Genomic DNA, 13,739 nt, shown 5'->3' with positions numbered 1-13,739 from the left:
ATCAAATCATGATCACTTATTATTCAACGTGTAAATTTCTGATCATAAACGTTTTTTTGTGCTTACCCACAGAAAACAGCTTCAGTAATAGTAATAACAGTAAAGATCTATATATAAATATATATATTTTTATAAAACTGATTTCCAAAAAAATAGGTTTGCCGATAAAATAGCCGGCCTTTTTCCGGGAATCATAAAAAGACAGGTGTATATGCATTCTTTTGAACAAAATTTTGACGTAATAATTGTTGGTGGTGGACATGCTGGAACTGAAGCTGCAATGGCATCAGCTCGGATAGGTGCAAAAACCCTATTATTGACCCACAACATCGAGACACTTGGTCAAATGTCGTGCAATCCTGCAATTGGTGGTATTGGAAAAGGTCATTTAGTCAAAGAAGTGGATGCTTTAGGTGGTTTAATGGCTAAAGCAACTGACAAAGCAGGTATTCAGTTTCGAACATTAAATTCAAGTAAAGGACCCGCTGTAAGAGCGACACGTGCTCAAGCCGATAGACAACTTTATCGCGCTGCAGTAAGAGAATCACTTGAAAATCAACCCAATTTAAAAATATTTCAGCAAGCATGTGACGATCTGATTGTTGAACAAGACAAGGTTGTTGGCGTTGTTACTCAGATGGGTTTAAAATTTTATGCAAAATCAGTCGTTCTGACGACCGGTACTTTTTTGGGTGGTCAAATTCATGTCGGTTTAGAGAATTATTCAGGTGGTCGTGCGGGTGATCCGCCGTCAATTGCATTGGCAAAACGATTGCGTGAATTACCCTTTCGAGTGGGGCGCTTAAAAACCGGGACACCGCCGCGCATTGATGCACGCAGTGTTAATTTTGACTTAATGCAAGAGCAACCAGGTGATAATCCATTGCCAGTATTTTCGTTTATGGGCAAAATCAGTGATCACCCAACACAAATTCCGTGTTACATTACGCACACAAATGAAAAAACGCATGAAGTTATTCGTGGTGGTTTAGATAGATCGCCAATGTATTCAGGTGTGATTGAAGGTATTGGACCAAGGTATTGTCCATCAATTGAAGATAAAATCGTTCGATTTTCAGATAAAAATTCTCATCAAATTTTTATTGAACCTGAAGGGCTCAATACGCACGAATTATATCCAAACGGTATTTCAACCAGTTTACCATTTGATGTTCAAGTTGCATTGGTGCATTCAATCAAAGGGATGGAAAATGCGCATATTACCCGACCTGGATATGCGATTGAGTATGATTTTTTTGATCCTCGTGATTTAAAACAATCACTTGAAACTAAATTTATACAAGGTTTGTTCTTTGCGGGGCAAATTAACGGCACGACCGGTTATGAAGAAGCTGGAGCACAAGGGTTACTGGCCGGCACAAATGCTGCGTTAGCCGCCTTTGAAAAAGACAGTTTTATAATTCGTCGAGATCAAGCCTATCTGGGTGTACTGGTTGATGATTTAACAACTCTAGGTACAAAAGAACCCTACAGAATGTTTACCAGCCGGGCTGAATATAGATTGTTATTACGAGAAGATAACGCAGATATTCGATTAACAGAGTTGGGTAGACAGGTTGGTTTAATTACCGATCAACAATGGGCATTTTTTAATCATAAAATTGAAAATATTGAACTTGAAAAACAACGCCTAAGAAGTACTTGGGTGCACAGTAAACATGCAGCGCTAGCAGAGGTAAACAAACTTACAAAAACACCTTTGCAGCGAGAACATAGTTTAGAAGAATTGCTGCGTAGACCCGAAATTACCTATAGTCAACTTATGGAGATTGAAGGTATCGGTCCGGGGTTAGAAGACCAAGCTTCAGGTCAACAGGTTGAAATTCAAGTTAAATATGCAGGTTATATCGAGCGTCAAAAAGACGAAATTGAAAGAACCATGCGTAACGAAAACACAAGATTACCAGTTGATTTTGACTATAGTCAGGTGTCAGGATTATCAAACGAAGTGATAGCAAAGTTGAAAGAATTTAAGCCAGAAACAATAGGTCAAGCGTCTCGAATATCTGGTGTCACGCCTGCCGCCGTTTCATTGCTATTGGTTTGCTTGAAAAAACAAGGTTTGTTGAGGAAATCTGCTTAATGTCAGTATTGCAGAACCAGTTAGAGGGGATTTTGCGTGAATTGGACATTCACGCATCCGCGCAACAAAAATCACAATTGCTTGATTTAGTGAATCAATTGAACAAGTGGAACAAGGCGTATAATTTAACTTCTGTACGTAATCCCCAAGACATGATGATCCGGCATATTGCTGACTCCATCGCATTAGTCAAAGCTTTACCACCAGAAAAACGGTTTATTGATGTTGGAACTGGCCCAGGATTACCTGGTTTGCCATTGGCCATTATGATGCCGGATAGTCAGTTTGTGTTATTGGATAGTTTAGGGAAACGAATTCGATTTATACAACAAACTGTTTTTGCATTAGGTATAACCAATGTGACTGCTGTGCAAAGCAGAGTAGAGGAATATCAAGATGTTAGCGGTTTTGATGGGGTATTAAGTCGAGCATTTGCTTCACTTGAAGATATGCTGACTTGGTGTCAACATCTAGTCGCTAAACCAGATGGTCATTTTTTTGCGATGAAAGGCGTTTATCCGACTGCAGAAATTGATAAACTGGAAAAAGGATTTATAGTTCAAAAAGTCGTGAAGCTCGAGGTTCCTGGATTAGAAGAAGAGCGTCACTTAGTGGATATTCAATTAGATAAATCAAAGTGAGTCTGTCATGGGTAAAATCATAGCAATAGCTAACCAAAAAGGCGGTGTTGGTAAAACAACCACGGCGGTTAATCTTGCCGCTTCGATGGCTGCAACAAAACGAAAAGTATTGCTGATTGATCTTGATCCTCAAGGAAATGCGACCATGGGGAGCGGCGTTGATAAATACGAAGCACCTGCAACCGCATATGAATTATTGATTGAAGAAAAACCGCTAAACGAAGTCGTTGAAACTGAAACCACGGGTAAGTTTGATATTGTGGCTGCAAATTCAGATGTTACAGCTGCTGAAATCAAATTGATGGAATGTTTTGCGCGCGAATTGAAATTACGTAATGCGCTGGCCAATCATAGAAAAGATTATGATTTTATAATTATTGATTGCCCGCCTTCGCTCAACATGTTGACCGTTAACGCAATGGCTGCAGCTGACTCTGTTTTGGTTCCGATGCAGTGTGAATATTATGCATTAGAAGGTTTGACAGCATTGATGGATACAATAAATAAATTAGCTTCAGTGGTTAATCCTGAATTAACCATCGAAGGTATTTTGCGTACCATGTATGATCCGCGCAATCGATTAGCAAATGATGTTTCAGAACAATTAAAAAATCACTTTGGTGATAAAGTTTATCGCACCGTAATCCCCAGAAACGTGCGACTGGCTGAGGCGCCCAGTTTTGGCAGCCCAGTGATGTACTATGATAAATCATCCGCAGGTGCAAAAGCCTATTTAGCTTTAGCGGGCGAAATGATTCGCCGTTCAGAAAAACAAAAAACAAAACAAGTAGCATAAAAAATTCAGGTAAATTTAATGTCGGTTAAAAAACGTGGACTCGGTAGAGGGTTAGACGCATTATTAGCAACGAGCGGTGCGAATCAAAAAACACACACTGAAACGGAAAATAATCAAGAATCTGCCGAACAAAAAGGCGAATTGAGAAAAATTCCGGTTGAGTTTTTAAAACCGGGTAAATACCAACCTCGTAAAGATATGTCACCAGAAGCATTGGATGAACTTGCAAGTTCTATTCGAGCTCAAGGCGTGATCCAACCGATAGTCGTCAGACAAACAGGCGAAAATGAATACGAAATTATTGCAGGTGAAAGGCGTTGGCGCGCCTGTCAATTAGCAAAATTAGATGTCATCCCCTGTTTGGTCAAGGAGATACCTGATGAAGCTGCTGTCGCTATTGCATTAATTGAAAATATTCAACGGGAAGACCTAAATGCAATGGAAGAAGCGGTTGCATTAGAAAGATTAATGACAGAATTTGCGTTAACGCACCAACAAGTGGCAGATGCAGTGGGTAAATCCCGCACCGCAGTGACTAATTTATTACGCCTTAATGGGTTGCAAAGTGAAGTAAAAACTTTACTAGAACATGGCGATATCGAGATGGGCCATGCCAGAACATTATTAGCACTGGAAGGTGAACAGCAAATTGAAGCAGGGCGAGTTGTTGCGGCTAAAGGCTTAACGGTTCGTGAAACTGAAAAGTTAGTCAACAAATTATTGCAAGGACCCGTTGAAAAACCCGAAAAAAAGGTCGATCCAGATATCGAAGCGCTGCAAAATGAGCTTTCAGAGCGAATTGGCTCTGCGGTGAGTATCAGTCATAACCGTTCTGGCAAAGGTAAAATGGTTATAAATTTTGCTAACTTAGATACACTTGAAGGTATTGTTGAAAGGTTAAAGCAACAAGTTTAACAGACTGATAACCTAGCGAAGTTTTGTGATCATTTTTGAGTATAATAAAGCATATTTGCAGTCGGGTTTATATTGAAAAGCTGATATAAATCTGTATACTCAGCGCAAATTTTGCATCAGATTTGTGCGTTAGTATGCACAATAATGCTTAGTAGCAAATTTAACGAGTTTTATATTTTGAATAAACTGGCCTTAGCGGGACTTATAACCGCATGTAAAATAATAGGTTTTCAGTTTTTAGCAGTTGTAGTAGCAAGCTTGGCTGTTTTATTAATACAAAACCAGAACTCGGCTCTGTCTTTGTTCGTAGGTGGCTGCTGTGGGATTTTGCCCAATATTGTTTTAGCTATGTTTTTATTTTCGAGCGCCGGGGCAACACAATTAAAAACCACCATGAGCCGATTTTATCGAGGTTGTTCAATTAAATTGATTTTGACCAGCATAGTTTTGGCTGTCATTTTAAAATCTCAATTGTTCTTAGTCGGTTTTGTATTCTCAGGCTTTGCGTTAGCGCTAGTAGCGCATGTTTTGGCACCGAATTCTTTTCATTTAACTTTATTGGGAAACAACAATGGCAGCAAATGGTGATACTCTGACATCTCAGAGCTATATCCAACACCACTTAACCAACGCCAAAGCGTGTTTTACAGACGAAGGTCTGTCTTTTAATTATGCTTGTAGTGACGCTGGTTTTTGGACTTGGCATATAGACACTTTAGCTTGGTCTATTATTTTAGGCTTAGTGTTCATATTAAGTTTTCGTAGTGTAGCGAAAAAGGCATCAACAGGTGTTCCTGGCAAATTTCAGTGTGCAGTCGAAATGATTGTTGAGTTTGTTGGGAAAAGCGTGAAAGATACCTACCATGGTGATAGTAAATTAATCGCCCCCCTTGCGCTTACCATTTTTATGTGGGTATTTTTACTTAACTGTATGGACTGGATCCCAGTTGATTGGGTGGGGACATTGAGTTCACTGATTGCCGGTGAGTCTTGGCAGACAATTGAGTCTGGTCAATCTCATGTTTATCACAAAATTGTACCTACGACTGACTTAAACATGACATTCGGACTTTCGTTTGGCGTGTTTGCGCTGATGATATTCTACGGAATTAAAATCAAAGGCGTTGGCGGGTTCTTAAAAGAGTTATATGCACACCCGTTCAATACACCTTGGTTGTATTGGTTTAATTTAATATTAGAAACAATAGCGTTAATTGCTAAGCCTGTATCTTTAGCATTACGTTTATTCGGTAACTTATACGCGGCTGAGCTGATCTTCATCCTAATTGCGACAATTGGTTTATACCAATTACCAGTGCATTTTGTATGGGCAGCATTCCACTTATTAGTTATTCCGTTGCAAGCATTTATATTCATGATGCTAACAATAGTTTATTTAAGCATGATGAGTGAAGATCACTAATTTTTAACTTTAACTTTAACTTTAACTTTAAAATCTTTGGAGAAATAAAATGACACTAATCGCTGTTGCAATTTTGATTGGTCTAGGTGCACTAGGTACGGCACTTGGTTTCGGTTTGTTAGGTGGTAAATTCTTAGAAGCTTCTGCTCGCCAACCTGAGTTAGCACCTCAATTACAAGTAAAAATGTTTATCGTAGCTGGTCTTATCGATGCGATCGCTATGATCGGTGTTGGTATCGCGTTATACATGCTATTTGTTATCGGTGTTTAAGATTATTCAAGTATTTATTTTTGTTAAACATTGATAATTTATTAAGGGGGTCGTTGTGAATATCAACGCAACTCTAATTGGCGAATCGATAGCATTTTTTGTATTTGTATTTTTTACAATGAAATACGTTTGGCCTCAGCTGAACGGTGCGATTGAAGCTCGTCAAAAGCAAATTGCAGAAGGCTTAGCGGCATCAGAGCAAGCTGAAAAAGACTTGGAGTTAGCGAAAAAAGAAGCTACCAAAAAGTTGAAAGAAGCTAAAGCTGAAGCGGCAGCTATTATTGAGCAAGCTAAAAAACGCGAAGCGCTTATCCTTGAAGAAGCTGTTGATAAAGCACGCGCTGAAAGTGATAAGGTTTTAGCGCTAGGTCAAGCTGAACTAGAAGCTGAACGTAACCGTGCAAGAGAAGACTTACGCAAGCAAGTGTCTATATTGGCAGTTGCAGGTGCAGAGAAAATTATTGCACGCTCTATCGATGCTAAAGCGCAGGCTGATATCCTTGACCAGTTGGTTGAGGAATTATAAGGGGTAATTATTATGTCTGAATTGACAACTGTTGCCCGACCATACGCTAAAGCAGCGTTTGATTATGCTGTTGAGCAAAACGCAATAGATAACTGGTTTTCTATGTTAGTTTTTGCAGCTGAAGTTTCAAAAAATGAAACCATCAAGCAATTGATGAAAAGCTCACCTAACACAGAAGAAACAGCCAAAATATTTGTTGGTGTTTGTGAAGAGCAGCTTGACCAGAATGGTCAAAACTTGATCAAACTCATGGCTGAAAATAATCGTTTGAGTTTATTACCAGAAGTGGTTGCGTTATTTTCTGAACTAAAATACGAGCACGAGAAAACAATTGAAGTATCAGTTGTCTCGGCTGTTGAGTTATCTGTTAAACAACAAGATAACTTAGTTCAATCGTTAGAGAAACGTTTAGCCAAAAAAGTTAAGCTGAATTGTCGTGTAGATGAATCTATTGTCGGTGGAATGTTAATTCAAGCCGGTGATATGGTAATAGACAGCACGGTTCGCGGAAAATTGGATCGACTAGCAACAAGCTTGCAGTCGTAGGGGAATAAGAGCATGCAACTGAATTCCACTGAAATTGCAGAACTAATCAAAAAACGTATTGAGAAGTTCGACACTGTCAGTGAAGCTCGTAACGAAGGTACTATCGTATCTGTTACTGACGGTATCATCCGTATTCACGGTCTAGCAGACGTGATGCAAGGTGAGATGATTGAGCTTCCAGGTAGCCGTTATGCTATCGCATTGAACTTAGAAAGAGATTCTGTTGGTGCGGTTGTTATGGGTCCATATGCTGACCTACAAGAAGGCACTAAAGTTAAAGGTACTGGCCGTATATTAGAAGTTCCAGTAGGTCCGGGGTTATTAGGTCGTGTAGTGAACACACTAGGCGCGCCTATCGATGGTAAAGGTCCTATTGAAGCAGACGGTTATGAACCAGTAGAAAAAATTGCACCGGGTGTTATCGACCGTAAATCGGTAGATGAGCCTTTGCAAACAGGTTATAAAGCTATCGACTCAATGGTTCCAATCGGTCGTGGTCAGCGTGAGCTTATCATCGGTGACCGTCAGATTGGTAAATCAGCTGTGGCTATCGATGCTATCATCAACCAGAAAGATTCTGGTGTTAAATGTATCTATGTTGCTATCGGTCAAAAAGCGTCTACCTTGGCGAGCGTTGTTCGTAAGTTAGAAGAACACGGCGCTTTAGAACATACTATTATTGTAGCAGCAAACGCATCTGAGTCTGCGGCATTACAATACTTAGCACCTTATGCTGGTTGTACCATGGGTGAATATTTCCGTGACCGCGGTCAAGATGCATTGATCGTGTATGATGACTTGTCTAAGCAAGCAGTTGCTTACCGTCAGGTGTCATTATTGTTGCGTCGTCCACCAGGACGTGAAGCATACCCAGGTGATGTATTCTATTTACATTCACGTCTACTTGAGCGTGCAGCACGAGTAAACGAAGAATATGTAGAGAAGTACACCAAAGGTGAAGTAAAAGGTAAGACTGGTTCATTAACAGCATTACCAATTATCGAAACTCAAGCGGGTGACGTTTCTGCATTCGTACCTACCAACGTAATTTCAATTACAGATGGTCAGATTTTCTTGGAAACTGGCTTATTTAACTCAGGTATCCGTCCGGCAATTAATGCTGGTATTTCGGTATCTCGTGTTGGTGGTGCAGCGCAAACTAAAATCATTAAAAAGTTAGGTGGTGGTATACGTCTAGCTTTAGCACAGTATCGTGAATTGGCAGCTTTCGCTCAATTCGCATCTGACTTGGATGAAGCTACACGTGCTCAGTTAGAACACGGCCAGGCCGTAACTGAACTCATGAAGCAGCAACAATTCAGTCCTTTAAGTGTTAGTTTGATGGCAGTGTCTTTGTTTGCTGCAGATAAAGGTTATTTGAAAGGTTTCGAACTAGACAAGATCCTTGATTTTGAAGCGGCACTTCACTCATACATGAAAGCTGAGCACGCTGACTTAATGGCAAAAATCGATGCCTCTGGCGCTTATGACGGAGAAATCGAAGCTGCACTTAAAGCTGCTTTAGATAATTTCAAAGCGACTCAAACTTGGTAATAAGTTTTAGAGTCAACGATTAAACTAATCGGAGTGAAGAAACATGGCCGGCGCTAAAGAGATAAAAGGTAAAATTGGAAGTGTTCAGAACACTCAAAAAATTACCAGCGCTATGGAATTGGTTGCAGCAAGCAAAATGCGCAAAGCGCAAGAACGCATGGCTGCATCACGTCCATACGCAACTAATATGCGCAAGATGATCGGTCATATCGCGCTTGCTAGCCTTGAATATAAGCATCCTTATATGGAAGAGCGAGATATCAAGCGCGTAGGTTACATTGTGGTTTCAACCGACCGTGGTTTATGTGGCGGCTTAAATATGAATATGTTTAAGCAAGTTATTAAAGCCTATGGTGATTGGCACAAGCAAGATGTTGAAATAGACCTTGCTGTTATTGGTAACAAAGCAACTACCTTCTTTAATAGTTTTGGTGGAAAAGTTGTTAGCCAATCGTCCGGTTTCGGTGATAAACCTTCGGTAACCGATATTATAGGTTCTGTAAAAGTAATGTTGGATGCATATGAAAGTGGTGAAATTGACCGCTTATATGTCGTTTACAATAAATTTGTAAACACCATGACTCAGACACCTAAGATCGATCAGCTTCTTCCTTTGCCAAAAGCAGAGGAAACCGAACTGAAACACAAGTGGGATTACATTTACGAACCCGATGCTAAAGAAATTTTAGATCAATTATTGGTTCGCTATGTTGAATCTCAGGTATATCAGGCTGTTGTTGAAAATGTTGCCTCTGAAATGGCAGCGCGTATGGTTGCAATGAAAGCCGCAACCGATAACGCAGATAACCTGGTTAAAGAACTGCAATTGGTTTACAACAAAGCGCGTCAGGCGGCAATTACTCAAGAGTTGAGTGAAATTGTTGCTGGTGCAGCTGCGGTGTAAATACAAGCACGAAACGATTTAGAGGAAAGACTATGAGTTCAGGTCAAGTCGTTCAAGTCATCGGTGCGGTAGTTGACGTACAGTTCCCACAAGGTTCTGTACCTCATGTATACGATGCGCTGAAAATTGAAGAAGGTGATGTTGCTGGTCTGACGATTGAAGTTCAGCAGCAATTAGGCGGCGGTGTTGTCCGCGGTATCGCCATGGGTTCGTCTGACGGTTTACGTCGCGGCCTTAAAGTGGTTAGTACTGGTGAACCGGTTAAGGTTCCAGTGGGTACTGCTACACTAGGCCGTATCATGGACGTATTAGGTAACCCAATTGATGAAGCGGGTCCTATTGGTGAAGAAGAACGTTGGTCTATTCACCGTGAAGCACCGAGTTATGAAGATCAAGCCGGCGGCAACGACCTGTTAGAAACGGGCGTTAAAGTAATCGACTTAGTATGTCCATTTGCAAAAGGTGGTAAAGTTGGTTTGTTCGGTGGTGCGGGTGTAGGTAAAACCGTAAACATGATGGAACTTATCCGTAACATCGCTATCGAGCACAGTGGTTTCTCTGTATTCGCTGGTGTTGGTGAGCGTACGCGTGAGGGTAATGACTTCTATCACGAGATGAACGATTCAAACGTACTAGATAAAGTATCTTTGGTATACGGTCAGATGAACGAGCCACCGGGTAACCGTTTGCGTGTTGCTTTGACAGGTTTGACTATCGCAGAAAAATTCCGTGACGAAGGTCGTGACGTATTATTTTTCGTAGATAACATCTACCGTTACACACTTGCTGGTACCGAAGTATCTGCATTGTTAGGTCGTATGCCTTCAGCGGTAGGTTATCAACCGACACTTGCTGAAGAAATGGGTGTTTTACAAGAGCGTATTACCTCTACTAAAACAGGTTCAATCACGTCTATCCAAGCAGTATATGTACCTGCGGATGACTTGACGGATCCATCTCCAGCAACGACTTTCTCGCACTTAGATGCGACAGTTGTATTATCTCGAAACATTGCAGCTTTGGGTATTTACCCAGCAATCGATCCATTAGATTCAACTTCTCGTCAGCTTGACCCACTCGTTGTTGGTCAAGAACACTATGAAGTTGCGCGTGGTGTACAAACAGTTCTTCAACGTTATAAAGAATTGAAAGACATCATCGCAATCTTAGGTATGGACGAATTATCTGAAGAAGATAAACTAGTGGTTGCTCGTGCACGTAAAATCCAACGTTTCTTATCTCAACCGTTCTTCGTAGCGGAAGTATTTAACAGCGTTCCAGGTCGTTATGTGCCACTAAAAGACACTATTTCTGGATTTAAAGCTATTTTGGCGGGTGAATATGATCACTTACCAGAGCAAGCTTTCTACATGGTTGGTGCCATCGAAGAAGCTGTAGAAAAAGCTAAAGATCTGTAATTCAGGCGGAGGTGACGAATGGCAGCTATGACAACTCAATTAGATGTGGTCAGCGCCGAAGATAAAATCTTCTCCGGTCTGGTAGAATCTATCCGTGTTACGGGTATTGAAGGTGAGCTAGGTATTATGCCTGGCCACGCGCCTTTAATGACTCAAATAAAACCGGGTATGGTGCGACTGGTCAAGCAGTTTGGTGAAGAAGAGTTGATATACTTGTCGGGCGGTATTTTAGAAGTACAGCCTACTGGTGTTATCGTTCTTGCTGATGTTGCTGTTCGTGGTGAAGACCTAGATGAACAAGCAGCACTTGAAGCGAAAAAACGTGCTGATGAACGTATGAAAGATCCAAACTCAAACTTCGACTATGCTGAAGCGGCAATCGAGTTAGCAAAAGCGATCGCGCAGATTCGAATTATTGAAGACCTAAAACGTCGCAAATAATTCTGCTGGCAAATTTAAAAAAAACCGCGTTTATCGCGGTTTTTTTGTTTTTGCTGCCAATAAAAAAATCTTAAAATGTCCGTCTACCATTGAATCTTAATTTTCTCTAGAACTGAAGAGTACATATCCCAAAGTAAAGTTGTAAATAAGCCATCGCGCTAAGATTTGCCGTTAAACTTCTTCGCTAAATCTTTTAAATAGCGATTCAAGGCAGTTTCAATGCGTATTTTATCCACTGATTTTTCAGCGCCTTCATACTCTGATTTAAAGGTCGCGGTTATCTCCATTTGATATGCCAAGCCTTCGCTGGTTTTTTGATAGGACTCTTTATTAATCTTAACTGTGTCAAATTCTGCTTGGCTTTGCATGGCAACCGTATCGCTTTCTACCATGTAATTTTTTATCACAGTGCCTGATGTAAGTTGCATACTGCGTTGTTCGCTGATTTCTTTTAATAATGCGGCTTTGGCTTCATTTTTACATGCCAACTTGTTGCGGGTCGGGCAGGGGTATTCAATACTGCGCGTTTCAGTAGAAGCTTGTAGTGATTTTTTATCCAACAAATAATTAAGTAGTTTTTGTCGTGCTTTATTGGCTTTATCTTGATAAAGCTCTGCTTCTGCTGATAGCTTTTGATCTATCGTTTTATAGTTATTGACAAGCTGATCACACAATGCTCTGTCTTCTTCTAGTTTGTTCCGTTCGTCCTGTAAGGACATTTGTTCTAGCTCTGCAAATTGTTTGTCAGCGGCAGGTGCTGCACTGTTTAAGATATTTTCCTGTTGCTGCAGTTGGCGCTGCAAATTACGTGACTGTTTATTATGAAGCTGGGTTTGATGCTGGCAAGCTGTATATTTTTCAGCAAAAGCGTCCAGTTGGTTGTGCGTAGCTAGACTGGCGATGTAGTTTTCTTTTAAGTTTTCTAATAGTGATTGATAGGTGGAATCATTGGCTGTGCTGTAAAAACTTGATGTGGATAACAAACCAGCAGCAATTAAAAAGGTGAGTCTATTAACTGAATTTTTTAATTTGGTGGTGTTCATAATAATTCCTTGTTTTAATTAACCATGATGTTTTAGACAGCTTAGTTGAATTGGCCAAGTGCAATATCAAATACTGCGCTTTCAATATGAGAGGTTATATACTCACTATTATCCGGTACAGAGAGATGTGCGAGCAATAGTTGGTTGAGCGTTTGTTGGCGGTTATTTGACACAGTTAACAACCCAGGATCGTTTTGCCAGCTCATAACGGTGCGGCCTTGTGTATCTTTTGCCGTTATTTCGATAGAAGCCTGATAACCATTATTGACCTTAATCATTTTTGCCGATGCGTTAAGCTGCAGTTGTGCATTGTTATTGGGTGATACTTTTAATTTTCGTTTGGTAAATAATTGCTTTAGTTGTTGGGACAATTGTAGATTGTCACTTTTGATAGATATTTGAGTGTCAGTAATTAGCTTGATTAAATCAAATAATTTGCTTTCAAATGTCTTGGTATCAATTGAGATTAGCAGGTGGCTGTAACTAACGTTTGCTTTTGTATATTGGTTTAATACACGCCAGGAATTTAATAATGATTTGTAATCGGCTGTTAATTTCTGATGAGCGGCTTGTTTAAATTTTTGCATTTGCTGAGCGTTTAAAAAAGCCAAAGTTTGTGGTGCAGAGCTTGTCAGCAAATTCAAGCTTTGCTGCAAAGCGTCTGCTATAGCGACTTGCTGGGCTTGCTGCATTGCAGCTTCGTTAGTGCCTTCTATACTGCCTTTGGCATAGACAAAATTTAAGCTTGGTCGTGATTGCCAAATATGGTTTGTATTACTTTGAGGCAGGTTGGCTGTTAGTTTTACACTTGCATCTAAGCAAGTTTCACTGCCTTGTAGGTAAGGATCTTGATACACTTGTTTAATCTGACCACTGACGATTGCCGCTGCGCTTTTTTCCAAATTGATAGCCGCAATAATAGAATGGCTACCTGACTCTACGTGCTGACTTAGCTGTGCTTTGGCATCTGTTGTTAAGTAATTAACAATTTGCTTATCTAGGTTTTCTTTTATTGTCTCTATGACCGTTAATCCACGGCCATATTCGCACAGGCTGTGCTTTAAAGTGAGTGAATCAGCTTCTACAACAGGGGTAATTGTATTTGCCTGCAGATTAGCCGAAAGTATTAAAATAAAAAGAAATCCTAAACGTGTCAT

The 13,739-nt window shown here is 40.3% G+C and carries 15 protein-coding genes; 13 read left to right on the top strand and 2 right to left on the bottom strand.

Annotated features, from left to right (window positions below; translation table 11 throughout):
- Positions 1-211: 211 nt before the first annotated feature.
- From mnmG to FNT16_RS06340, 13 genes are all read left to right on the top strand, one after another.
- Positions 212-2,104, top strand: a complete 1,893-nt coding sequence (gene mnmG, locus FNT16_RS06400) for a tRNA uridine-5-carboxymethylaminomethyl(34) synthesis enzyme MnmG (RefSeq protein ID WP_143870764.1) — start codon at positions 212-214, stop codon at positions 2,102-2,104.
- The gene (gene rsmG / locus FNT16_RS06395) at positions 2,104-2,745 is read left to right on the top strand and encodes a 16S rRNA (guanine(527)-N(7))-methyltransferase RsmG (RefSeq protein ID WP_143870762.1); all 642 of its coding nucleotides are present in this window, start codon (positions 2,104-2,106) and stop codon (positions 2,743-2,745) included. Before mnmG ends, rsmG begins: the two co-directional genes overlap by 1 nt.
- A 7-nt stretch (positions 2,746-2,752) precedes the next feature.
- Positions 2,753-3,541, top strand: coding sequence for a ParA family protein (locus tag FNT16_RS06390; protein WP_143870760.1), 789 nt, complete (start codon positions 2,753-2,755; stop codon positions 3,539-3,541).
- Between the two features lie 18 nt (positions 3,542-3,559).
- The gene (locus FNT16_RS06385) at positions 3,560-4,456 is read left to right on the top strand and encodes a ParB/RepB/Spo0J family partition protein (protein WP_143870759.1); all 897 of its coding nucleotides are present in this window, start codon (positions 3,560-3,562) and stop codon (positions 4,454-4,456) included.
- 144 nt (positions 4,457-4,600) lie between these two features.
- The gene (locus tag FNT16_RS06380) at positions 4,601-5,044 is read left to right on the top strand and encodes an ATP synthase subunit I (protein WP_246072400.1); all 444 of its coding nucleotides are present in this window, start codon (positions 4,601-4,603) and stop codon (positions 5,042-5,044) included.
- Positions 5,028-5,879, top strand: coding sequence for a F0F1 ATP synthase subunit A (gene atpB, locus FNT16_RS06375; RefSeq protein WP_143870758.1), 852 nt, complete (start codon positions 5,028-5,030; stop codon positions 5,877-5,879). Before FNT16_RS06380 ends, atpB begins: the two co-directional genes overlap by 17 nt.
- Before the next feature lie 49 nt (positions 5,880-5,928).
- Entirely contained in the window at positions 5,929-6,150 is a 222-nt protein-coding gene (gene atpE / locus FNT16_RS06370) for a F0F1 ATP synthase subunit C (RefSeq protein WP_016954710.1), read from the top strand.
- A 55-nt stretch (positions 6,151-6,205) separates the two neighbouring features.
- The gene (atpF, locus tag FNT16_RS06365) at positions 6,206-6,676 is read left to right on the top strand and encodes a F0F1 ATP synthase subunit B (protein ID WP_143870757.1); all 471 of its coding nucleotides are present in this window, start codon (positions 6,206-6,208) and stop codon (positions 6,674-6,676) included.
- A 12-nt stretch (positions 6,677-6,688) separates the two neighbouring features.
- Complete coding sequence (gene atpH, locus FNT16_RS06360; protein WP_143870756.1) at positions 6,689-7,222, top strand: F0F1 ATP synthase subunit delta; 534 nt, start codon at positions 6,689-6,691, stop codon at positions 7,220-7,222.
- A 12-nt stretch (positions 7,223-7,234) separates the two neighbouring features.
- Positions 7,235-8,776, top strand: coding sequence for a F0F1 ATP synthase subunit alpha (gene atpA, locus FNT16_RS06355; protein ID WP_143870755.1), 1,542 nt, complete (start codon positions 7,235-7,237; stop codon positions 8,774-8,776).
- Positions 8,777-8,819: 43 nt separating this feature from the next.
- Complete coding sequence (gene atpG, locus FNT16_RS06350; RefSeq protein ID WP_143870753.1) at positions 8,820-9,680, top strand: F0F1 ATP synthase subunit gamma; 861 nt, start codon at positions 8,820-8,822, stop codon at positions 9,678-9,680.
- 32 nt (positions 9,681-9,712) lie between these two features.
- Positions 9,713-11,098, top strand: a complete 1,386-nt coding sequence (gene atpD / locus FNT16_RS06345) for a F0F1 ATP synthase subunit beta (protein ID WP_143870752.1) — start codon at positions 9,713-9,715, stop codon at positions 11,096-11,098.
- 18 nt (positions 11,099-11,116) lie between these two features.
- The gene (locus FNT16_RS06340; RefSeq protein ID WP_143870750.1) at positions 11,117-11,539 is read left to right on the top strand and encodes a F0F1 ATP synthase subunit epsilon; all 423 of its coding nucleotides are present in this window, start codon (positions 11,117-11,119) and stop codon (positions 11,537-11,539) included.
- Between the two features lie 158 nt (positions 11,540-11,697).
- Here the strand turns inward: FNT16_RS06340 and FNT16_RS06335 are convergent, their stop codons facing one another.
- The gene (locus FNT16_RS06335; RefSeq protein ID WP_143870749.1) at positions 11,698-12,582 is read right to left on the bottom strand and encodes a hypothetical protein; all 885 of its coding nucleotides are present in this window, start codon (positions 12,580-12,582) and stop codon (positions 11,698-11,700) included.
- A 41-nt stretch (positions 12,583-12,623) separates the two neighbouring features.
- Complete coding sequence (locus FNT16_RS06330) at positions 12,624-13,739, bottom strand: hypothetical protein (protein WP_143870747.1); 1,116 nt, start codon at positions 13,737-13,739, stop codon at positions 12,624-12,626.

It is taken from the genome of Catenovulum sediminis (assembly GCF_007289895.1).
Taxonomy (GTDB): domain Bacteria; phylum Pseudomonadota; class Gammaproteobacteria; order Enterobacterales; family Alteromonadaceae; genus Catenovulum; species Catenovulum sediminis.
Note: the sequence above shows the minus strand (reverse complement) of the source record. Positions and strands in the feature narration are given on the sequence as shown.

Coding starts and splice junctions, on each gene's coding strand:
- rsmG (WP_143870762.1), top strand. CDS start 2,104: ATGTCAGTATTGCAGAACCAGTTAGAGGGGATTTTGCGTGAATTGGAC.
- FNT16_RS06340 (WP_143870750.1), top strand. CDS start 11,117: ATGGCAGCTATGACAACTCAATTAGATGTGGTCAGCGCCGAAGATAAA.
- FNT16_RS06390 (WP_143870760.1), top strand. CDS start 2,753: ATGGGTAAAATCATAGCAATAGCTAACCAAAAAGGCGGTGTTGGTAAA.
- FNT16_RS06380 (WP_246072400.1), top strand. CDS start 4,601: ATGCTTAGTAGCAAATTTAACGAGTTTTATATTTTGAATAAACTGGCC.
- atpH (WP_143870756.1), top strand. CDS start 6,689: ATGTCTGAATTGACAACTGTTGCCCGACCATACGCTAAAGCAGCGTTT.
- atpB (WP_143870758.1), top strand. CDS start 5,028: ATGGCAGCAAATGGTGATACTCTGACATCTCAGAGCTATATCCAACAC.
- FNT16_RS06330 (WP_143870747.1), bottom strand. CDS start 13,739: ATGACACGTTTAGGATTTCTTTTTATTTTAATACTTTCGGCTAATCTG.
- atpE (WP_016954710.1), top strand. CDS start 5,929: ATGACACTAATCGCTGTTGCAATTTTGATTGGTCTAGGTGCACTAGGT.
- atpA (WP_143870755.1), top strand. CDS start 7,235: ATGCAACTGAATTCCACTGAAATTGCAGAACTAATCAAAAAACGTATT.
- FNT16_RS06335 (WP_143870749.1), bottom strand. CDS start 12,582: ATGAACACCACCAAATTAAAAAATTCAGTTAATAGACTCACCTTTTTA.
- mnmG (WP_143870764.1), top strand. CDS start 212: ATGCATTCTTTTGAACAAAATTTTGACGTAATAATTGTTGGTGGTGGA.
- atpG (WP_143870753.1), top strand. CDS start 8,820: ATGGCCGGCGCTAAAGAGATAAAAGGTAAAATTGGAAGTGTTCAGAAC.
- FNT16_RS06385 (WP_143870759.1), top strand. CDS start 3,560: ATGTCGGTTAAAAAACGTGGACTCGGTAGAGGGTTAGACGCATTATTA.
- atpD (WP_143870752.1), top strand. CDS start 9,713: ATGAGTTCAGGTCAAGTCGTTCAAGTCATCGGTGCGGTAGTTGACGTA.